Origin of the sequence: Nocardia sp. FDAARGOS_372, from assembly GCF_002554515.1 — a bacterium.
Classification (GTDB): domain Bacteria; phylum Actinomycetota; class Actinomycetes; order Mycobacteriales; family Mycobacteriaceae; genus Nocardia; species Nocardia farcinica.
The window spans coordinates 1,252,889-1,272,616 of record NZ_PDDW01000001.1 but is presented as its reverse complement, the minus strand read 5'-3'; the positions used below and the strand labels follow the sequence as shown (position 1 = coordinate 1,272,616).

The 19,728-nt window shown below is 72.5% G+C and carries 19 protein-coding genes; 9 read left to right on the top strand and 10 right to left on the bottom strand.

Going from position 1 to position 19,728, the window contains the following annotated elements:
* Positions 1-6: 6 nt before the first annotated feature.
* Both CRM89_RS06425 and CRM89_RS06420 read right to left on the bottom strand, forming a co-directional pair.
* Positions 7-3,249, bottom strand: coding sequence for a carboxyl transferase domain-containing protein (locus tag CRM89_RS06425; RefSeq protein ID WP_172964450.1), 3,243 nt, complete (start codon positions 3,247-3,249; stop codon positions 7-9).
* A gap of 76 nt (positions 3,250-3,325) precedes the next feature.
* Entirely contained in the window at positions 3,326-4,831 is a 1,506-nt protein-coding gene (locus tag CRM89_RS06420; RefSeq protein ID WP_098083478.1) for an NAD(P)/FAD-dependent oxidoreductase, read from the bottom strand.
* Between the two features lie 172 nt (positions 4,832-5,003).
* Between CRM89_RS06420 and CRM89_RS06415 the strand changes: the two genes are divergently transcribed.
* Both CRM89_RS06415 and CRM89_RS06410 read left to right on the top strand, forming a co-directional pair.
* Positions 5,004-6,020, top strand: a complete 1,017-nt coding sequence (locus tag CRM89_RS06415) for a TIGR03617 family F420-dependent LLM class oxidoreductase (RefSeq protein WP_098083477.1) — start codon at positions 5,004-5,006, stop codon at positions 6,018-6,020.
* Positions 6,021-6,466: 446 nt separating this feature from the next.
* Positions 6,467-7,018: an HAD family hydrolase gene (locus tag CRM89_RS06410; RefSeq protein WP_253805082.1), complete on the top strand. Its 552-nt coding sequence runs from the start codon at positions 6,467-6,469 to the stop codon at positions 7,016-7,018.
* Positions 7,019-7,030: 12 nt separating this feature from the next.
* On the opposite strand, the gene CRM89_RS06405 is transcribed toward CRM89_RS06410, so the two are convergent.
* From CRM89_RS06405 to CRM89_RS06390, 4 genes are all read right to left on the bottom strand, one after another.
* Entirely contained in the window at positions 7,031-7,699 is a 669-nt protein-coding gene (locus CRM89_RS06405; RefSeq protein WP_115410676.1) for a hypothetical protein, read from the bottom strand.
* Positions 7,700-7,794: 95 nt separating this feature from the next.
* The gene (locus CRM89_RS06400; RefSeq protein ID WP_076573451.1) at positions 7,795-8,682 is read right to left on the bottom strand and encodes an LLM class F420-dependent oxidoreductase; all 888 of its coding nucleotides are present in this window, start codon (positions 8,680-8,682) and stop codon (positions 7,795-7,797) included.
* Between the two features lie 59 nt (positions 8,683-8,741).
* Positions 8,742-8,951, bottom strand: a complete 210-nt coding sequence (locus CRM89_RS06395; protein WP_060591380.1) for a hypothetical protein — start codon at positions 8,949-8,951, stop codon at positions 8,742-8,744.
* Positions 8,952-8,961: 10 nt separating this feature from the next.
* On the bottom strand, positions 8,962-10,035 hold the full coding sequence (locus CRM89_RS06390; protein ID WP_098086897.1) for an NAD-dependent epimerase/dehydratase family protein: 1,074 nt from the start codon (positions 10,033-10,035) through the stop codon (positions 8,962-8,964).
* A 126-nt stretch (positions 10,036-10,161) separates the two neighbouring features.
* Here CRM89_RS06390 and CRM89_RS06385 point away from each other — a divergent pair, with 126 nt between their 5' ends.
* From CRM89_RS06385 to CRM89_RS06375, 3 genes are all read left to right on the top strand, one after another.
* Positions 10,162-10,779 carry a TetR/AcrR family transcriptional regulator gene (locus CRM89_RS06385; protein ID WP_098083475.1) on the top strand — a complete coding sequence of 206 codons (618 nt, stop codon included), beginning with the start codon at positions 10,162-10,164 and terminating at the stop codon, positions 10,777-10,779.
* Positions 10,780-10,838: 59 nt separating this feature from the next.
* The gene (locus CRM89_RS06380) at positions 10,839-11,981 is read left to right on the top strand and encodes an alkaline phosphatase family protein (RefSeq protein ID WP_172964449.1); all 1,143 of its coding nucleotides are present in this window, start codon (positions 10,839-10,841) and stop codon (positions 11,979-11,981) included.
* Between the two features lie 140 nt (positions 11,982-12,121).
* Entirely contained in the window at positions 12,122-12,442 is a 321-nt protein-coding gene (locus CRM89_RS06375) for a hypothetical protein (protein WP_060591386.1), read from the top strand.
* Between the two features lie 6 nt (positions 12,443-12,448).
* Here the strand turns inward: CRM89_RS06375 and CRM89_RS06370 are convergent, their stop codons facing one another.
* Positions 12,449-14,002, bottom strand: coding sequence for a succinic semialdehyde dehydrogenase (locus CRM89_RS06370; RefSeq protein ID WP_011209214.1), 1,554 nt, complete (start codon positions 14,000-14,002; stop codon positions 12,449-12,451).
* 176 nt (positions 14,003-14,178) lie between these two features.
* Here CRM89_RS06370 and CRM89_RS06365 point away from each other — a divergent pair, with 176 nt between their 5' ends.
* The 4 genes from CRM89_RS06365 to CRM89_RS06350 are packed head-to-tail and all read left to right on the top strand — an operon-like array spanning position 14,179 to position 17,774.
* Positions 14,179-16,416: a nitrate- and nitrite sensing domain-containing protein gene (locus CRM89_RS06365; RefSeq protein WP_228786488.1), complete on the top strand. Its 2,238-nt coding sequence runs from the start codon at positions 14,179-14,181 to the stop codon at positions 16,414-16,416.
* A complete protein-coding gene (locus tag CRM89_RS06360; RefSeq protein ID WP_098083473.1) occupies positions 16,413-16,808 on the top strand; it encodes a roadblock/LC7 domain-containing protein in 396 nt (131 codons plus the stop codon). Before CRM89_RS06365 ends, CRM89_RS06360 begins: the two co-directional genes overlap by 4 nt.
* Entirely contained in the window at positions 16,805-17,179 is a 375-nt protein-coding gene (locus tag CRM89_RS06355) for a DUF742 domain-containing protein (protein ID WP_098083472.1), read from the top strand. Before CRM89_RS06360 ends, CRM89_RS06355 begins: the two co-directional genes overlap by 4 nt.
* The gene (locus tag CRM89_RS06350) at positions 17,160-17,774 is read left to right on the top strand and encodes an ATP/GTP-binding protein (RefSeq protein WP_011209210.1); all 615 of its coding nucleotides are present in this window, start codon (positions 17,160-17,162) and stop codon (positions 17,772-17,774) included. The genes CRM89_RS06355 and CRM89_RS06350 overlap by 20 nt, the downstream gene beginning before the upstream one ends.
* Positions 17,775-17,853: 79 nt before the next feature.
* Here the strand turns inward: CRM89_RS06350 and CRM89_RS06345 are convergent, their stop codons facing one another.
* From CRM89_RS06345 to CRM89_RS06335, 3 genes are all read right to left on the bottom strand, one after another.
* Positions 17,854-18,708, bottom strand: a complete 855-nt coding sequence (locus CRM89_RS06345; RefSeq protein WP_098083471.1) for a TIGR03619 family F420-dependent LLM class oxidoreductase — start codon at positions 18,706-18,708, stop codon at positions 17,854-17,856.
* A gap of 79 nt (positions 18,709-18,787) precedes the next feature.
* Complete coding sequence (locus CRM89_RS06340; protein WP_060593338.1) at positions 18,788-19,300, bottom strand: hypothetical protein; 513 nt, start codon at positions 19,298-19,300, stop codon at positions 18,788-18,790.
* 11 nt (positions 19,301-19,311) lie between these two features.
* A complete protein-coding gene (locus tag CRM89_RS06335; protein ID WP_011209207.1) occupies positions 19,312-19,728 on the bottom strand; it encodes an NUDIX domain-containing protein in 417 nt (138 codons plus the stop codon).

The following is a 19,728-nucleotide window of genomic DNA, read 5'->3' as shown; positions in this document are numbered from 1 at the left end:
ACGACCCTAGTGTTCACGAACATTGTTGTCTATGAATCGTTGTCCCCGAGCTCTTTCCGGGCCGGTCAGCAGCCCGATCCAGCGTCGGGTGTCGGCCGGGTCGATGACGTCGTCGAGTTCGAGCACGGTGGCCGCCGTGAGCGCCTTACCGTTGGCGTAGGCCGCCGCGACGAGGGCGTCGAACGCCTCGGCTCGCTCGTCCGGGTCGGCGATGGCGGCCAGTTCCTTGGCGAACCCGAGCCGCACCGCCCCCTCGAGGCCCATCCCGCCGATCTCGCCGGTCGGCCACGCCACCACGAACCGCGGCGCGCGGAACGAACCCGCCGCCATCGCCTGCGCGCCCAGCCCGTAGCCCTTGCGCAGGATGATCGTGCCCCACGGCACCCGCATGTTCGCCGCGTCGACGAACAGCCTGCTGAACTTGGTCACCGTCGCGTGCTTCTCCGCGTCCGGGCCGACCATGAACCCCGGTGTGTCGCAGAGTGCCACGATCGGTAGCCCGTGCGCGTCGCAGAGCCGCAGGAACGCACTGAGCTTGTCGGCGGCCGGCGCGTCGATCGCCCCGCCGAGATGGTGGCAGTCGTTGGCCACGAGACCGTAGGGCTTCCCCTCCACCCGCACCAGCGCGGTCACCACGCCCACACCCCAGTCGCGGCGCAGTTCCAGCACCGAGCCCACGTCGACGACCGCCTCGATCGCGGCGCGGATGTCGAAGGCGCGCAAGCGGTTCTCCGGGACGACGTGCCGGGCCAGCCGCGGATCGGGCGCCTGCCACTGCTTGTCGGCGCCCTGGAAGTAGGCCAGGTAGCGGCGGGCGATGTCGACCGCCTCGGCCTCGTCGGCGGCGACCACGTGGACCACGCCGTTGCGCCGCTGGACCTCGATCGGCCCGATGTCCTCGGGGCGGAACACGCCGAGTCCGCCGCCCTCGATCATCGCGGGCCCGCCCATGCCGATGTTGGCGTCGGGGGTGGCGATCACGACGTCGCACATGCCGAGCAGCGCGGCGTTGCCCGCGAAGCAGCGCCCGGAGACGATGCCGATCAACGGCACCCGCCCCGACAGCGCACCCATCGCGCGGAAGGTGGTGACGTCCAGGCCGGAGATCCCCGGGTAGTCGGTGTCACCGGGCCGCCCGCCGCCACCCTCGGTGAAGAACACCACGGGCAGCCGCTGCTCGTGCGCCAGCTCCAGCATCCGGTCGGTCTTGGCGTGATTGCGCATGCCCTGGGTGCCCGCGAGCACGGTGTAGTCGTAGGACAGCACCACCGTGCGCGTCGCGTCGGGGCCGAAACGATCGGCGTTGACGGTGGCGACGCCGCCGATCAAGCCGTCGGCGGGGGTGTTGGCGATCAGGTCCTCCTGGCTGCGGCGCAGCCGTTGCGCGGCGACCGCGAGCGCACCGTATTCGACGAAGCTGCCCGCGTCGACGAGGTCGTCGATGTTCCGGCGGGCGGTGCGCCTGCCCAGCCGGTGCCGTTTGGCGACCGCGTCCGGCCGCGCCTCGTCCAGGACGCCGCGGTGACGCTCCAGGACCTCGGCCAGGTCGGGCCGGATGGCGTCGAGGTCGACGGTGGCGCGCTCGGTGTCCTCGCCGTCGTGCTCGGCGGGCGCCCACACCAGCAGCGCGGTGTGCGGGTCCACCACGTCGCCGGGCGCGACCAGGTGACGCAGCACCCGCAGCGGCCGCTCGGCGCGCAACACGTGCTGCATCTTCATCGCCTCCAGCACCGCCACCTCGGCACCGGCCGCCACGACGGCGCCGGTGTCGGCGAGGGCGACGACGGTGGCGCCCATCGGCGTGGCCAACGCCTGCTCGTCGGGCCCGAGCTCCGGCCCGGTGCGATCGGGCCCGGACCCGTCGGGCACGGTCTCCGGTGGGACCACCGGCGCGAGTTCGGCCGCGGCGGCGAGGATGCCGTCGACGTGCCGCTCGAACCAGCCGGTGTCGACCGGACCGGCCTCGGCGAGGGCGTCGAGGATCGCGCGCAACACCGCGACGTTGGTGTCCACGCCGACGACGACGGTCTCGGCGAGCGCGTCGGCGCATCGGCGCACGGCCGCGGCGTGGGTGTCGGCGCGGGCGATCACCTTGGCCAGCAGCGAATCGAACTGCACCGTGTGCCGCAGGCCCGCGAACACCGCGGTGTCGACCCGGACGCCCGCGCCCGTCGGCGCGTCGAAGCGGGTGACGATGCCCGACCCGGGCAGCACGTCCCCGCCCGCGGTCATGGTCTCGGCGTTCACCCGCGCCTGCACGGCGTGCCCGCGCGGGGTGGTGTCGGGCAGCGCCAGTTCGGCCAGCGTCCGGCCGCGGGCCAGCGCGAACTGGATGCCCACCAGGTCGAGTCCGGTGACTTCCTCGGTGACGGTGTGCTCGACCTGCAGGCGCGGATTCACCTCGAGGAACCACGCTTCGGCCCCGCGGACCAGGAACTCCACCGTGATCACCCCGCGGCAGCCCACCGATTCGGCGAGCGCGGCCGCCGCGCGGTGCAACCGTTCGCGCACGGTCTCGGCCAGCTCCGGCGCGGGCGCGATCTCCACCAGCTTCTGGCGGCGCCGCTGCACGCTGCAATCGCGGTCGCCCACCGCCCGCGCGTGCACGCCGTCGGCGACGACCTGGATCTCGATGTGCCGGGCCCCGTCGACCAGCGCCTCGGCGAACACCCGGTCGTCGCCGAAGGCGGCGTTCGCCTCGGCCCGGCACTGGGCGTAGGCGTCGGCGAGTTCGTCCGGGTCCCGGACCGCGCGCATCCCGCGGCCACCGCCTCCGGCGGCCGCCTTGATCATCACACCGTCGGGATGCTCGGAAAGCAGCGCGGCCACGGCCGTCGCGTCCGCGCCCACCGGGGTGCCCGGCGGCACCGGCACCCCGGCACGTTCGGCGGCGGCGCGGGCGGCGACCTTGTCGCCGAAGGCGGCCAGCACCCGCGGATCCGGGCCGACGAAGACGAGCCCGGCCGCGGCGCAGGCCCTGGCGAACTCGGCGTTCTCGCTGAGGAATCCGTAGCCCGGGTGCACCAGCGCGCCCGCACCGGCGGTGCGGGCCGCGGCCACGACCGCGGGGATGTCCAGGTAGGCCGCCGCCCCCTCCCCCGGCAGTTCGACCGCGTCGTCGGCCAGTCGCACCGGCAGGGTCGCGGCTTCGGCGGGGGTGTGCACCACCAGCGTTCGATACCCGTGGGCCCGGGCGGCCCGCACGATCCGGACCGCGATCTCGCCTCTGTTCACCACGACCACACGCATGGGGCCAGTCTCGCCGACGATCATGGTCGGAGGCCACGCGGGGCGAGCACGGCCCGTCCCGCGTGGCCCCGGCGGCTCAGGCGCTGCGGGTTTCGGCGGCGCGGACCGGCGCCGACGCGGCGGCGTACGCGTCGAAGGTGAGCACACCGTCCTCGATCGGCCCCTTGCGCAGGAAGGCGCGATCGCGGAAGTAGTTGTTGATCACCTGCCACGGGCCGTTGGTGCCCTGGCGCGGCATCACCGCGTCGCCGCGCTGGATGTAGCCGGAGGTCAGCGCGCCGCCCATCACCGAGTCGGTGCCACGGTCGCCCTCGCGGGCCACGGCGGTGAAGGTGCGGTACCCGCGCTCGGCCATGTGCCCGAGCAGCCGGCAGAAGTACTCGGCGGCCAGGTCGGCCTTGAGGGTCCAGGAGGCGTTGGTGTAGCCGAGCACCACCATCGCGTTCGGGATGCCGTCGAGCAGCGCGCCCTTGTACACCACGCGGTCGCGCACCACGACCGGCTCGCCGTCGACCTCGAGCGCGCCGCCGCCGAGCATCTGCACGCGCAGGCCGGTGGCGGTCACGATGATGTCGGCGGGCAGCTCCTCGCCGGATTCGAGCCGGATGCCGTCCTCGGTGAAGGTCGCGATGCGGTCGGTGACGATCGAGGCCTTGCCACTGCGCAGCACCTTGAACAGGTCGCCGTTGGGCACCACGCACAGGCGCTGGTCCCAGGGGTTGTAGCTGGGGGTGAAGTGGCGCATGTCGATGCCGGAGCCGACCTGCAGCCGGATCGCGGCCAGCAGCAGCTTCTTGGCCTTCTCCGGATGGGTGCGGGAGAGCTGGAAGCTGGCCCGCTGCAGGGCGATGTTGCGCGCGCGGCCGACCTGGTAGGCGATCTTGTCGGGCACCCGCGCCTTCTTCAGCGCCAGCGCCACCGGGTCCTCGGCGGGCAGTGCGGTGATGTAGGTGGGCGAGCGCTGCAGCATGGTCACGTGCGCGGCGTCGGTGCTCATCGCGGGCACCAGGGTGATGGCGGTGGCACCGCTGCCGATCACCACCACGCGCTTGCCGCGGTAGTCCAGATCCTCGGGCCAGTGCTGCGGGTGCACGATCCGGCCGCGGAAGTTCTCCTCGCCGGGGAACTCGGGCCGGTAGCCGTTGTCGTAGTCGTAGTAGCCGGTGCAGCCGACCAGGAAGCGGCTGGTCCACTCCTCGGTGGCGCCGGTGCGCTCGTCCAGCGCGGTGACCGTCCACAGTTCGCGCTCGCTCGACCAGCCGGCCAGGATGACCTTGCGGCCGAACCGGATGTGCTCGGTGACGCCGTATTCGCGGGCGGTGTCCTCGATGTACTGGCGGATGTTCGGTCCGTCGGCGAGCACCTTGGTGCCGTTCCAGGGCCGGAAGCCGTAGCCGAAGGTGTACATGTCCGAGTCCGAGCGGATGCCCGGGTAGCGGAACAGGTCCCAGGTGCCGCCGATGCTGTCGCGCCGTTCGAGGATCGCGAAGCTGTGCTCCGGGCGTTCCCGGGTGAGGTGGCAGGCCATTCCGATGCCGGACAGCCCTGCGCCGATGATCAGTACGTCGACATGCCGCGTCATTGAGGTACTCGTTTCGTCTGGGTCGCGCACTCGGGCTCCCTTGTCCGAGCGTTGCCGCGAGGTTACATGTTATCGCAAGTTACGTCTAGATCGGGGCGTCCCGGATGCTACATTCGCGACCGAATTGAAACGCGTTGCAGTCCGCCGTGGCGGTCGGAGGAGTGGTGGTCCGATGCGGGTGTACACGGCGATCTACGGCCTCACCGACAGCGCCGAGCGGGCGCGGGCACTCCGTGCGGCGGGGGTGGCGGGGGTGTTCACCTTCGAAGGCCCGCACGACGTGTTCGCCCCGCTGACGCTGGCCGCGACCGTCGGCGGACTCGATCTGCTCACCAACGTGGCCATCGCCTTCCCCCGCAACCCGATCCACCTGGCCCACCAGGCCAACGATCTCCAGCTGCTGTCCGGTGGCCGATTCACCCTCGGCCTGGGCACCCAGATCCGCACCCAGATCGAACGGCGATTCGGCGCCACGTTCGACGATCCGGTCGAGCGCATGGCCGAGCTGGTCGCGGCCCTGCGCGCGATCTTCGACTGCTGGCAGACCGGTGAACGACTGGATTTCCGCGGCCGCTACTACCGCCACACCCTGATGACCCCCACCTTCAGCCCCGGCCCCAACCCCTTCGGCCCGCCGCCGATCCACCTCGGCGCGCTGGGGCCCCGCATGACCGCGATGGCGGCCCGGGTCGCCGACGGCCTGCTCGTCATGCCCTTCACCTCCCGGCGGTACCTGCGGGAACGGACCATGCCCGCGGTGGACGAGGGCTTGGCCGCCGCCGGGCGCGAGCGCGCCGATTTCACCGTGGTACCCGAGGTCATCGTCGCCGTCGGCCGCTCCGCGGCCGAGCAGGCCGCCGCCGACGCCGCCACCCGCCGCCTGCTCGCCTTCTACGGCTCCACCCCCGCCTACCGTCCCGTGCTCGACCTGCACGGCTGGGGCGAGCTGCAACCGGAACTCAACGCTTTGTCCAAGCAGGGTCGCTGGCAGGAGATGGCCCACCTCGTCGACGACGACATGCTCGCCACCATCGCCGCCCGCGGCACCCCGGCCGAGGTCGCCGCCGACATCCGCGCCCGGGTGAGCGGACTGTCGGACCGGGTGTGCTTCTACCAGCCCTACGCACCGGACGACGCGACGCTGGCGGAGCTGGTCGATCACCTGGTCGGTGCGGATCAGGCGGTCTGACCTGCGAATTCCGCGTATGACGAGCGAACCGGTCACGCGTGCACACACTGCAAACACGCACGGCTTGCACCGCGTCCCGCCCCCGCTTCGGGCTGCGGCCCGTGCCGACCGGCACGCGGTGCACGCCCGGTTCCACGTGAATCAGGCGAGACCGCAACACAATTCGGCATCGGACGCGTCGTGCCTCGGCGGAATTCCCTCGGCGGCAGACTTTTCCGGCTGTCCGCGCTGTCGCCGACGGACAGGTCCGGCTCGGCGTCGCCCTGATCCCCGTCTCCGGCACGGCCACCGGCGGCAACGCCCCGATCGCGCCAGGGCCGAGATCGCGCGGCGGACCGGAACCGGAACGCAGGGGCGCAGCCACGGCCCGCCCCGCCCACCCGCGGTGACCGGAACGCCGAGCGCACCCGGACGGCCGCTCGGGTCGCTCGTCTAGGGTCGGACGGGTGAGCTGGACCGTCGGATTCGACCTGGACATGACGTTGATCGACTCGCGCCCCGGGGTGGCCAGGGCGGTCGACATCGCCGCCGCCGAGTTCGGGGTGGGCGTGCGCGGGGCCGACATCGTCGACAAGCTCGGGCCGCCGATGCCGATGCTGCTGGCCGACGCGGGCATGGACGAAAGCCTCATCCCGGCGTTCGTGTCCCGCTACCGGGAGCTCTACCCCTCGGTGGTCGCCCGGATCCCCGCGATGCCGGGCGCGGACGCCGCGCTGGCGGCGGTGCTCGACCGGGGCGGCCGGGTGGTGGTGGTCACCGGCAAGCACACGCCGCTGGCCCAGCTGCACCTCGACGCGCTGGGCTGGCGGGTCGACGCCCTGGTCGGTGACCTCTGGTCGGCGGCCAAGGCCGGTGCGCTGCGCGAGCACCGCGCGCGGGTGTTCGTCGGTGACCACGCGGGCGACATGCGGGGCGCGAAGGCGGCGCAGGCGCTGGCCGTCGGCGTCACGACCGGACCGTGCGACGCCGACGAGTTGCGGGCCGCCGGGGCGGATTGATTCTGGCGGGCCTCACCGATTTCCCGGCCTGGCTGGACGAGCAGGCCGTCGCCTGATCGCCCCGCGCAGCCCGGCGCGGCGGCGCGGTCCGTCCAGCACCGCCGACCCCGCGCGCGCCGCCCCACCGCCCGCGGCGCCGAGCACCGGCACGTCCTCGCGGTCCACCGGCGCGGACTGACCGCCGCGCGCCACGGTGCGGCCGAGCACCGGCACGCCCTGTTGCACCACCCGCTCGCCACCGATCAGCACGTCGGGACGGTGCGCCCGGATCGCACCGAGCACCGCGTCCACCCGCACCGGCAACGCGCTGACCGGGACACACGGGCACGCCCGCATCGACCCGCCGCGCAGCACGATCTCGAGCACCCGGCCGCGCCCGTCCCGCCGCACCCGCACGTGATCGACACTGCTCCAGGCGATGTGGCCGAGCGCGGGATGCGCGATCGCCTCGTCCCCGATCACCAGCTCGGGCCTGCGCCGCAGCGCCGCCCACCCCATCTCGCAGGCGATCGGCCCGAACAACAGTGCGCCGACCAGGCCCGCCAGCACCGCCACCCCACTCACGGCCGCGGCCAAGCCGAGCACCGCGACGACACCGCAACACACCAGCGCCCCTGGTGCCGCGCCGGTCGACCGATACACCGTGTCCGGCCGCCGGGGGCTCCCCTTCTCCGAATCCATTCGAGCGATCCTAGCCACGCCGCCACGGTTGGCAAGGCCGACGGTGGCCCCAAACCCGCCCCGCCGCAAACAGTTTGAGGCCGTACCCGGCGAGATCAGCGGGCGCGGGCCAGGATCGGGGCGAAGGCCTCCATGCTGTCCTCGAGGACGGTGAAGTAGCTGATGCCGAAACGTTCCCGCAGTTCGTGCAGGCGCTCGGCCGCCGCCTCCGGCGAGCCGGCGAGCAACGTGGGCACCGAACGCGGGTCGACGGCGGCCTCGGCAACCATCGCGGGACGATAGGTCTCGAACAGCTCCGTGGCGGCCGCACCGTCCCCGGCCACCCGCTGGATCAACAGGTTCAGCTCCACCTCGGACGCGCGCTCACCCAACGCCCCGCGCACGAAATCGACCCGCTCCCCCAGCTGCCGCTCACCGGCCAGCAGCAGCGGTCCGCCGTCGCGGGCGGCCGCGGCACCGGTGAAGCCGATGATCCGGGCGTGCGCGGCGGCGACTCGCAGCAGCCGGTCTCCCCAGCCCGCGATCAGCAGCGGCGGTCCCGCGGGCTGGGCCGGCCGCGGACGGTGGTCGGGATCGGCGAACAACCGCCGCAGGGTGGTGGCGGTGCGTTCCAGGTGCGCGACCCGGCGCCCGCCGCTCTCGAACGGAATCCCCGCCTGCTCGAATTCCGCTTTCACGTAGCCCGCGCCCAGTCCCAGTTCCACGCGGCCGTCGGTCAGTTGGTCCAGCCCCGCGACCTCACGGGCGAGCAGCACCGGGTTGTAGAACGGGGTGTTGAGCACGAAGGTGGTGAGCCGGACGCGCTCGGTGGCCTCGGCCGCGACCGCCATCGCGGGGAACGGGGCGGGCATCCCGAGATGATCGGCGACACCGAGGACGTCGAAGCCGAGTTCCTCGACCCGGCGGCACTTGCGCACCCAGTCCCGCCGCGACTCCGCGAGCACCATGTTGACACCGAACCTGAACGGACGCTGTGTGTTCACCGCTTCTGTCTAACGGCTCGTCCCCCGGCGCGCCAGCGGTATCGCCGAGCGCGAACGGCTCAGCACCAGGCCAGGGTGCCCACGGCGACCGAGCCGCCGGCGAGCGCGACCGCGGCGGAGACGGCGGGCACGGGGCGGCGTGCCACCTGCCGGACCGACCGCCATCCGGTGGCGGCGCGGGCGGGCCGGTCAGGCCGGTCGGTCGCGGATCGGTTGCGCAGCTTGCGGATCAGCCCGATGGTGGCGACGACGAGGGTGGTGACGAGCACGGCGGCCTCCTCAGGCGCTCGCGGGGGCGGGGCGGGTGCGGCGCGGCGACGCGGCCGCCGCCGGGGTGGGGACGAGGCCGTGCGCGATGAGGCTCTCGGCGGTGTCGAGCACCGTGTCGCGCACCGGACGCATGCGCCAGCCGAGTTCGGCTTCGGCCTTGGCGGCGCTGACGTTCTCGGTGCGGCCGAGCACCGGCACGGTGAGCCGCACGGTGCCGTCGACCAGGGCGAGAGCGCGGATCAACCAGTTCGGCAGCACCCGGGTGGGCACCCGGTACCCGCGCGGGTTGTACTCGTCGGCGAGCATGCGGGCCAGCTCGCCCATCCACAGCGGCGGTGCGGCGCAGATGTAGCGGTTGCCCGCGGCGGCGGGCGTTTCCAGGGCGAGCCGGTGGGCGACGGCGAGATCGCGCACGTCGACGGGGGTCCACCCGGTGCGCACCGAGCCGGGCACCTCGCGGGCCAGCAGCTTGCGCACCGGCTCGTGCGAGGTGCTGGTGGCCGCGGTCAGCAGCGGGCCGAGGATCATGCCGGGGTTGAGGGCCACCAGTTCCAGCCCGCGCTCGTCGGGCAACGCGGCCACGAAGTCCCAGGCGGCACGCTCGGCCAGGGTCTTGCTCTTCTGGTAGGCCGGCACCCGGTCGACCACCGACCAGTCCGCCTCCGTGCGCACCGCGTCGTTGCCGTGGCCGTAGGCGACGGCGGCGACCGAGGACGTGAGCACCACGCGGCGCACGTCGGCGTCGGCCGCGGCCCGCAGCACCCGCAGCGTGCCCTGGACGGCGGGCTCGATGAGCTCTCGTTCGTCCTTCGGTGGCGTGGCGGGAAACGGGGAGGCCACGTGGAGCACGGCCGCGCAGCCCGCCACGGCCGCGGCCCAGCCGGTGTCGGCGCCGAGATCGGCGGCGGCGAACTCGAGATCGCCGTCGAGACGGCGGGCCAGCTCGACCAGATGGGCGCGTTTGCCGGTGTCGGCGAGATCGCGCACGGTGGCGCGCACGGGATGGCCGTGGGCGAGCAGTTCGGCGATGACGTGGCCTGCGACGAAACCGGTGGCGCCGGTGACGAGTACGCGTGTGTTCATGAAGTCCACCTGTCCGGGAGGGATGCGGCGCGGCGGGAATCTGAGCGCCGCTCAGATAATCTAAGCACCGCATAGATTGGTTGTCCAGGGAAATCCGCGCCGGCACCGGTCGCATACGCTCGGAGGGTGAAGCGGACCAGTTACCACCACGGCGCGCTCCGTGCCGAGTTGATGGCCGCCTGCCTGCGCCTGATCGAGACCGAAGGACTCGCGGCGGTGAGCCTGCGCCGCGTCGCGCGGGAGGCGGGCGTCAGCTCGGGCGCGCCCTACCACCACTTCCCCGACCGCGCCGCACTGCTGGCCGCCCTGTCCATCGAGGGCTTCCACCTGCTCGCCGAGGAGCTGCGGGCCGCGCGCGCGGCGGCCGAGGGCACGCCACTGGACGCGCTGGGCGCGCTCGCCGCCGCCTACGTCCGGTTCTCCCGTACCCGGCCCGCGTACTTCCGGTTGATGTTCCGGCCCGAGTTGTCCCAGCCGGACAAGCATCCCGAGGCAGCCGCGGCGGGCGACGCCGCCTTCGGCGTCCTGGCCGAGGCCATCGGCGACTGTGTCGCGGCCGGGCAGCTGCCCGCCGACAAGGCCGACACGCTCGGCATCACGTGGTGGGCGGTGGGGCACGGCCTCGCCTCGCTGTGGCTGGACGGTCAGCTCGGCAAGCGCAGCGCCCAATTGGGCACCACCGCCCCCGAGCTCACCGACGACGTGCTCGCCACCCTCGTCCGGCTGCTGCGCCCGCACCCCTGAACGGGCCGGCACTCCCGAATACGCTTGCCACCGCGTCCCGGGCTTGCCATCCTGGCCAGGTGTTCGCCGCGCCCCGATACGGATCGGGTTCCCTCGCCGATGTCCTGCCCTCGGTCCTGGCCTGCCTTGGCGTGCCGGGCGAAGAGGATCGCCTCGGCCTCGACCTCACGGCCCGCCGCGTCTGCGTCCTGCTGATCGACGGACTCGGCGCCGAGCTGCTCGCCGAACACGCCGAGGCCGCGCCGTTCCTGTCCGGCCTGGCGTCGATGCCGCTGACCACGGGCTTCCCCAGCACCACCGCCACCAGCCTGAGCTCGCTCGGTGTCGGTGCCCCGCCCGGCGAACACGGCATCGTCGGCTACCAGATGACCGTGCCCGGCTACGACCGGCTGGTGAATCCGCTGCGCTGGCGGTTGCAGGGCGGCGGCCCCGAGGTCGATCTGCTGCGCGAACTGGTACCCGAACAGTTCCAGCCCCGGCCGACGACCTTCGAGCGCGCGGCCGCCGCCGGAGTGCGGGTGACCCAGGTGGCGCCCATGTACCAGGCGAACTCCGGGCTCACCCGGGCGGTGCTGCGCGGCAACGAGTTCCGGCCCGGCCTGTCGTTCGGCGATCTCGTCGACGGCACGATCACCGCGCTGCGGGCGGGTGAGCGCTCCCTGGTCTACGCCTACCACGGCGATCTGGACACCACCGGTCACGTGCGCGGCCCCTCCTCGGAGGCGTGGCTGCTCGAACTCGGGCACGTCGACCGGATCGCGGCCGCCATCGCCGCCCGCCTGCCCGCCGACGCCGCCCTGGTGGTCACCGCCGACCACGGCATGGTGGAACTCGACGGCACCATCGATTTCGACACCGTCGAGCCGTTGCGCGACGGGGTGCACCGGCTCGGCGGCGAGCCGCGAGCACGCCACGTCTACACCGTCGACGGCGCCACCGCCGACGTCGCCGCGGCCTGGCAGGAGACCCTCGGGCCGGATTTCGCGGTGCTGCCGCGCCAGGAGGTGATCGCCCGCGGCTGGTTCGGACCACTCGTCACGCCCGAGATCGCCGCCCGCATCGGCGATCTGGTGGTGGCCGCCGCGGGCACCCGCGGGGTGATCCGCAGCGCGGCCGAACCGCTCGAGTCGGCGATGATCGGTCACCACGGTTCGCTCACCACCGCGGAACTGGATGTGCCGCTGCGCATCGCCACCGCCTGACACGCCGCGATCCGATTGCTCACACTCGGCGCGTCGCGCGCGGGTCGGCGCCCGCCGCGGCGCGCAGCGCCTCTAGGCTCACCGTCGGGGGAGGTGGATCGCGCGGCTCATCCGCTCGACCGAGGCACCAGGAGGAGCGGATGAACGGCACGGCGGGCAGGACCGCACTGATGATGGCGGCGGCGGCCGCGGTGGCGGTGCTCGGCGGCTGCACCGATATCGAGCGGGCCCTCAACAAGGGCGGTGACACCCCGTGCCGCGAATACGTGGCGCAGGACCCCGACACCAAGCGGACCACGATCACCAAGTTCGTCAAGGAACGCGATCACCTGGAGAACGAGCCGCCGGGCACCTCCGTCGACGTCACCATGGTCGCCGTCGACGTGCTGTGCGGCGCCCAGCGCAATGCCGAGACGCCGATCAAGAACGCCGACGTCGCGGGCATCTTCTTCAACAAGTAGCGCCGGTCAGCGGCCGGGCAGGAACCGCAGCGACCGGGCCACGGTCATCAGGAACTTCTGCCACATCTCCTGCGGGACCAGCGGCGGGGTGTCCAGATTGAGGAACCGCGTCACCACCACGGTCTGCGGTTCGGTGAACTTGAGCAGGCCGTCGGGGCCGTGCCTGCGCCCGACACCCGAGATGCCCATGCCGCCCATCGGCGCGCCGGTGGTCCCCCAGGCGGGCGCGTAGCCCTCGTCCACGCACACCGTGCCCGCGCGCAGTTGCCGGGCGATCTCCTCGCCCGCCGCCTTGCTCTGCGCCCACACGCTGGCGTTGAGGCCGTACTCGGTGTCGTTGGCGCGCCGGATCGCCTCGGCCGCGTCCTCGACCGGGTAGATCGAGACCAGCGGGCCGAAGGTCTCCTCTCGCCCGCACTCCATCTCGTCGGTCACCTCGGTGAGCACGGTCGGCTCGAAGAACAGCGGACCGAGATCCGGCCTGGCCTTGCCGCCGACGAGCACCTGGGCGCCCTTGGAGGTGGCGTCGGCGACGTGCTTGGACACCGTCTCCAGCTGGGATTCGGAGATCAGGCTGCCGATGTCGGCCGAATAGTCGTAGGCGGCGCCGAGTTTCGCCGCGCGCACCGCCTCGACGAACTTCTCGGTGAACTGCGCGGCCACCGCCTTCTCCACATACAGCCGCTCGATGGAGATGCAGAGCTGACCGGCGTTGGAGAAGCAGGCGCGCACGGCCGCCTTGGCCGCGCGGTCGAGGTTCGCGCCCGCGGTGACGATCATCGGGTTCTTGCCGCCGAGCTCGGCGGAGAAGCCGATGAGCCTGCGCCCGCACTGCTCGGCCAGCGTGCGGCCGGTGGCCGAGGAGCCGGTGAACATCAGGTAGTCGCAGGAGTCCACGATGGCGGTGCCGACGACCGTGCCCGGGCCGGGGACGACGGCGAGCAGGTCGCGCGGCAGGCCCGCGCGGTAGAGCAGTTCGGCGGCCGCGAGGGCGGAATAGGGGGTCTGGCTGTCGGGCTTGACCACGACGGCGTTCCCGGCCAGCAGCGCGGGCACCGAATCGCCGATCGAGAGCAGCATCGGGTAGTTCCACGGCGCGATCACCCCGACCACGCCCTTGGGCTGGCTGTACACCGCGGCCCGGTTCAGCACCGGGAAGGCGCCGGGCACCTTGTGCGGGGCCAGCAGGGCGGGCGCGACCCTGGCGAAGTAGCGGGCCGCGAACATCAGGCCCATGACCTCTTCCTGCGCCGCCCACCGCGCCTTGCCGGTCTCGGCCTGGATGACGTCCATCAGCTGCTCGCGATGCTCGACGAGCAGGGCGCGGAACCGGTCGAACACGGTCGCCCGCTCGCGTGGGGCGCGTGCGGCCCAGCGGGCCTGCGCGGTCGCGGCCTTGCCGAAGGCGACGCGCACGTCCTCGGCGGTGCCGACGGGCACCTCGCCCAGGACCGCGCCGGTGAAGGTCTCGGTGATCGTGCGGCGGGCGCGGTCGCCCGGGTCGTCGATCGCGGCGAGCGCGCTCAGACGGGCGAACACTGCGGCTTCGGGCGCCGGCATCTTTGCCTCCTACTTGTGAGTAACCCGCGGGTACACACAATCTACGCCGCCGTCCACCGCCACCGCATCCTCCCGGCGGCGCGCCGACAGCACATCCACCGTGCGATTGTCAATTGCAGTCTCGCTCAACGAGACCGGAATGACAGGGGTGTAGTCCGCTGAACTACGTTGTGCGGATGTTCAGAGCGAGGCTCGGTGTCCGGGGCCGGATCCTGGCGATCGCGCTGGTGCCGAGCCTGGTCCTGCTGGTGATCGGCGTCGGCGCCGCGGGATACCTGGTCGACGAGGGCAGACAGGCCAGGGACTGGGCGGTGCAGCTACAGGCGGCCATGCCCAGCGCACGCGAACTCATCGAGGCCGTCCAGCAGGAGCGCCGCTACACCCTCGCCCATCTCGCGGGCGACCCCACCACCGGCCCGGCGCTCACCGCCGCCCGGGTCCGCCTCGACGGCGCCTTCCGGCAGCTGATCGAGGTGTCCGGCGACGTGCGCGCCGCCAGTGACGACCGCTACGGCGACGACCTCGCCGGTTTCGCCACCCTGGGCCAGCACCTGAGCGGGCTGCGCGCCGGCGTCGACGTCCGCCAGGTACCCGCCGCCGACGCCTACGCGTTCTACAACCGCCTGCTCGACGTCGTCACCGTCGGCACCCAGGTGACCCGGCAGTCCGCGCCCAGCGCCGAGGTCGGCGTCGAACTCACCGAGGGCATGCGGATGCTCTACGCGGCGGAGGCCATGTCCAAGGCCAACGCGCTGGCCGTCACGCTCGCCGACGGCGGCCCGCCCGCGGTGCCGGTCGAGGAGTTGCTGTATCAGATCGGCTTCTACCACACCGAGATCGGACTGCTGGCCGCCGACATCGACAACGAGCAGCGCGAGGCCGCGGCCGCCCTCACCCGCTCCCCCGCCTGGCAGCAGGTCACCGCCATGGAGAACGCGGTGCTGCGCCGGGTCGCCGGTGCCGACACCGCCGACCCGCCGATGGACACCGAGCAGTGGCAGAGCGCCGCCGCCGAGGTCAATCGCGGGCTGCTCGACCTGTGGATCGCGCAGAACAAGCGCACCCAGCGCTTGGCCGAGGAGACCTCCGGCGACTCGGCCCTCGGCTCGCTCTACGGCGGCATGGGCGTGATGCTGGTCAGCGTCGCCGCGTTCCTCATCGCCGTGGTGCTGGCCAACCGGATCATCCGCAGGCTCAAGCGGTTGCGCGGGGAGACGCTGGCCCTGGCCGACGAACGGCTGCCCGCCATGCTGCGCCGGCTCCGCGCCGGCGAGTCCGTCGACCCCGCCGCCGAGACACCGCGGCTGGACTACGGCCGCGACGAGATCGGCCAGGTGGCGCGCGCCTTCGAGCACGCCCACGCCGCCGCCGTCACCGCCGCGGTCGACGAGGCACGCACCCGCGAAGGGGTCAAGGCGGTGTTCCTCAACATCGCCCACCGCAGCCAGATCGTGGTGCACCGCCAGCTGGAGATCCTCGACGAAGCCGAATCCCGCCAGGAAGACCCGCAACTGCTCGAGACGCTGTTCCGGCTCGACCACCTCGCCACCCGGGAACGCCGCAACGCCGAGAACCTCATCGTGCTCGGCGGCGGCATGCCCGGCAGGCAGTGGCGCCACCCCATCCCGCTGCTCGACCTCGTGCGCGCCGCCGTCGGCGAAACACTCGACTACGCGCGGGTACACGTGCACCGCATCCCCGACACCCACGTGCTCGGCTCGGTGGTGGCCGACCTCGGGCACCTGCTGGCCGAGCTGGTGGACAACGCGATCGCCTTCTCCCCACCGCAGTCACGGGTGGAGCTGTCCGGCGCCGTCGTCGGCCGCGGCGTCGTGGTCGAGGTCAGCGACCAGGGCATGGGCATGTCCGAGGAGGAGCTGGCGCGGGTCAACGAGATGTTGCGTGAGCCGCCCGACTTCGGTGTGGCCCGGCTGTCCGCCGATTCGCGCCTCGGGCTGTTCGTCGTCGCGCAGCTGGCCGTGCGGCACGGTGTCTCGGTGCGCCTGTCGGAATCGCCCTACGGTGGCGTCCGGGCGGTCGTGCTGATCCCCAGCGCGTTGCTCGCCGCCGAGCCGCCCGCCCCGCGGCCCGCCGAATATCCACTGCGTCAACGGTATTCGGCCGTCCCCGACGAGCCTGCCGGGGACCGCGCCGACACCGCGGTGGCGACCCTGGCCCCGCCCGCCCCCGTGCGGGCACCCGCGGCCGCGTTCACCCCCGACGGCCGCCCCCAGCTGCCCCGGCGTCGGCGCCAGGCCCCGCGAGCCGCCGAGTCGCCGGCCACACCCGCCCCGGCCGCGCCCGACCGCGAACGTTCCCCCGAACAGGCCCGCGATCTGATGTCGGCCATAGAGAATGGAACCCGGCAGGGCCGCCGCGAGCGGCTCGCCGATGGACAGGAAGGCGAACAGTGAGCACTGCCAAATCCGGTGATCTCGACTGGCTGCTCGATGACCTGGTCGACCGGCTGGCCGGTGTGAGCCACGCGGTGGTGTTGTCCACCGACGGATTGCTGCTCGGCCGATCGAAGGCGATCGAGCGCGACGACGCCGAGCATTTCGCCGCGATGTCGTCGACCCTGTACGGGCTGGCGCGCAGCGCGGGCAGCCGATTCGACGGCGGCGGGGTGCGCCAGGCGGTGATCGAGCTGGACCGCGCGGTGCTGTTCGTCACCTCGGCGGGCGACAACGCGTGCCTGGCGTTGCAGGCCGCCGAGAACGCCAACCTCGGCATGGTCGCCTACGAAATGAACGTCACCGTCCAGCGTGTCGGCTCCTACCTGTCCACCCCCGCCCGTTTGTCATGACGCGCGGGGGCGAGCCGTGGTTCGACGAGGCGGCCGGGCCCGTGGTCCGTCCGTACGCGCTGATCCGCGGCCGCACGATGGGCGCCGCCCACGATCTGGACATGCTGACGGTGGTCGTCACCACCACCGCGGCGCCGACTCTGCGCAGGCCGGAGCCCGAATACGGGATCATCACCGCGCTCTGCGCGCAGCCGAAATCGGTGGCCGAGGTAGCCGCCCACTTGCAACTTCCCGTTGCGGTGACAAAGATTCTCGTCGGCGACCTGATCGGCGAGGGACACCTGATCTTCCGGGCTCCGGTGCAACTGGAAACAGGTCCCGGCGGTCTCAACGTATTGCGAGCGGTATTGGATGGCATCAGAAAACTATGACCCCGCACGGGTCGATCCCAGCGGATCCCAGCGCTTGGCCGCCTCGGTCAAGATTCTCATCGCGGGCGGCTTCGGGGTCGGTAAGACCACCATGGTGTCGGCGATCAGCGAGATCACGCCACTACGCACCGAGGAACTCATCACCGAGGTCAGTACCGGCGTCGACGACCTGTCCGGCGTCGAATCCAAGGAAACCACCACGGTGGCGCTCGATTTCGGTCGCATCACCATCGACCGTGATCTCGTGCTGTATCTGTTCGGCACACCGGGCCAGGACCGATTCTGGTTCCTGTGGGACGAATTGTCCCGGGGCGCGCTCGGCGCGGTGGTGCTGGCCGATACCCGGCGCCTCAGCAATTCCTTCGCCGCGGTCGATTTCTTCGAGCGGCGCGGGCTGCCGTTCATCATCGGCGTCAACTGCTTCGACGGCGCACCGCGCTACACCGTGGACGAGGTGCGCGACGCGCTGGACCTCGATCCGGAGACGCCCGTGCTGCTGTGCGATGCGCGCAGCCGCGATTCGGTGAAGAACGTGCTGCTCACCCTCGTCCAGCATCTGATCGAGCTGGCGGGCCGCGCGGCCGTCGCCACCTGAGCCGGCTCGGCATCCCCGCCCACGGACGCGGATGCCGGGCACCGGCGGCCCGGCTCGGTGGGTCGGCCCGACCGTCCGGTCAGTGTGGGCCGAGACCGAACCGTTCGGCGAAAGCGGACAGCTGATCGAGTTGTTCGGCCGGGTCGGCCGCCGTCGCGCTCACGACCACCCGGGTGACGCCCTGCGCGACGAAGGCGTCGAGCCGCTCGGGAGTCATGTCGATGCCGCTCCAGCGGGTGTATTCGAGAGCGTCCGGGTCGCGCCCGGCCGCCGCCGCCGTGGCGCGGGCGAGTTCCCATTGCGCCGCGCGATCCCAGGGCATCAACGCTCCCCCGGCGAAGTAGCCGTCCCCGCGCAACCCGGCCCGGCGCGCGGCGGCCTCGCTGGAGCCACCGATGTGAATCGGCAGCGGGCGCACCGGCGTCGGATACTGGACCACGCGGTCGAGGTCGAAGAACTCGCCGTGGAAACTCACCCCGTCCTGGTCACCGGACCACAGCAGGCGCAGCACGTCGATCGCCTCGTCGGCGCGACGGCCGCGGGCACGGAAGTCCACCCCGGTGGCGGCCGCCTCGCGCGGCACCGTCCCCAATCCGACCGTCAGCAAGCGCATCCGGCCCTTGGACAGCACGTCGATCGTCGCCAGCTGCTTGGCCAGAACCACCGGATGCCGGTACGGCAGCAACAGCACCCCGGTGCCCAGCAGCAGCCGCTCGGTCGCGGCGGCGACGTAGGCCAGGGTGTCGAGCGGGTCGAGGAACGGCAGGGTGGGTGCCACCTCGGCACCGTGCAGTTCGATCCCGGGGCCGAGGACCAGGTGTTCGGGCAGATACAGCCCGTCGAAACCGCAGGATTCCGCGTGCCGGGCATAGGCGACGAGACGGTCGGGGTCGGTGCCGAAATGGGCACTGCTGTAGCTGACGGCGAAGTGCATGCTGGTCCTTCCGGGCGCGACCGCGCGGGTGCGGGTCGTCTCGGAGGGAAACCGCGCCGCGCGCAGACCGATTCCCGGTTCAGAGCTGGCGGGTCCAGGCGATGAACAGCAGCGCGCCTGCGGCGGCGAGCGCGATGGACAGCGGAATCGCCCACGGCGGGCCGGTGCGCCCGAGCAGTCGCTGCGCCAGCCGCCACTGCACGGCGCCGAGCCCGGCGATCGCCAGGAGCCAGACCGGCAGCAGTGCCACGCCCAGGACCGCGTGCACCGCCCAGGCGCCCGCCAGGGTCGGGCCGCCCCAGGAGTTCGCGTGGTCGTCGCCGGTGAGCACCGGGTAGGCCAGCCCGCGGGTGAGCGCGACGAGGGCGAGGAGGGCCAGGAACCAGCCGACCAGGCCCGAGCCGCCGCTGAGAACCGAATGCGCGAGCACCCGCAGCGGGCCGGGCCGCTCGAGCCGGACCGGGCTGCGCAGCCAGCGCCGCGGCACCCGCAGCCGGACACTCACCGGTGCGAACGCCAACGGCAGCGCCGCCAGCCCGTATCCCGACCAGCGCGCGAGTGTCGCCGCTGTCGTCCGTGGGCCCCGGCGCATACCGTCCCCGTTCACTCCAGCAGACCGGCGGCGTGCAGGTCGTCGAACAGCAGTCGATCCACCGGCGGTACCCGCGGCCGGTCGGCGTACCCGAACCAGGCCAGCTCGTCGATCTCGCTGCTGGCGGCGAGGGTGCCGCGGTATTCGGCGGTGTAGCAGGCCATCCGGACGAGCACGTCGTCGCCCGGTGCGTGCGCGCCCGCTTCGTAGACGCCCACCGCCGCGACGGTCCCTGCGATCAGCGCGACGGTCAGTTCCTCGCGGATCTCCCGCAGCAACGTGTCCAGATCCGATTCGGCGCCTTCGCGTTTCCCGCCGGGAATGAAGAAGACGTCCTTGCCGCGCGGACGCGCGCACAGGATGCGTCCCCGCACGATGTGCACCCACGCGACCGTATCGATGAGTGTCGTCACCGGGCCTTCCCTCAT

Excerpts from the sequence above, each read along its gene's own strand:
- CRM89_RS06425 (WP_172964450.1), bottom strand. The coding sequence starts at position 3,249 with ATGCGTGTGGTCGTGGTGAACAGAGGCGAGATCGCGGTCCGGATCGTG.
- CRM89_RS06420 (WP_098083478.1), bottom strand. The coding sequence starts at position 4,831 with ATGACGCGGCATGTCGACGTACTGATCATCGGCGCAGGGCTGTCCGGC.
- CRM89_RS06415 (WP_098083477.1), top strand. The coding sequence starts at position 5,004 with ATGCGGGTGTACACGGCGATCTACGGCCTCACCGACAGCGCCGAGCGG.
- CRM89_RS06405 (WP_115410676.1), bottom strand. The coding sequence starts at position 7,699 with ATGGATTCGGAGAAGGGGAGCCCCCGGCGGCCGGACACGGTGTATCGG.
- CRM89_RS06390 (WP_098086897.1), bottom strand. The coding sequence starts at position 10,035 with ATGAACACACGCGTACTCGTCACCGGCGCCACCGGTTTCGTCGCAGGC.
- CRM89_RS06375 (WP_060591386.1), top strand. The coding sequence starts at position 12,122 with ATGAACGGCACGGCGGGCAGGACCGCACTGATGATGGCGGCGGCGGCC.
- CRM89_RS06370 (WP_011209214.1), bottom strand. The coding sequence starts at position 14,002 with ATGCCGGCGCCCGAAGCCGCAGTGTTCGCCCGTCTGAGCGCGCTCGCC.
- CRM89_RS06365 (WP_228786488.1), top strand. The coding sequence starts at position 14,179 with ATGTTCAGAGCGAGGCTCGGTGTCCGGGGCCGGATCCTGGCGATCGCG.
- CRM89_RS06355 (WP_098083472.1), top strand. The coding sequence starts at position 16,805 with ATGACGCGCGGGGGCGAGCCGTGGTTCGACGAGGCGGCCGGGCCCGTG.
- CRM89_RS06350 (WP_011209210.1), top strand. The coding sequence starts at position 17,160 with ATGGCATCAGAAAACTATGACCCCGCACGGGTCGATCCCAGCGGATCC.
- CRM89_RS06345 (WP_098083471.1), bottom strand. The coding sequence starts at position 18,708 with ATGCACTTCGCCGTCAGCTACAGCAGTGCCCATTTCGGCACCGACCCC.
- CRM89_RS06340 (WP_060593338.1), bottom strand. The coding sequence starts at position 19,300 with ATGCGCCGGGGCCCACGGACGACAGCGGCGACACTCGCGCGCTGGTCG.
- CRM89_RS06335 (WP_011209207.1), bottom strand. The coding sequence starts at position 19,728 with ATGAGGGAAGGCCCGGTGACGACACTCATCGATACGGTCGCGTGGGTG.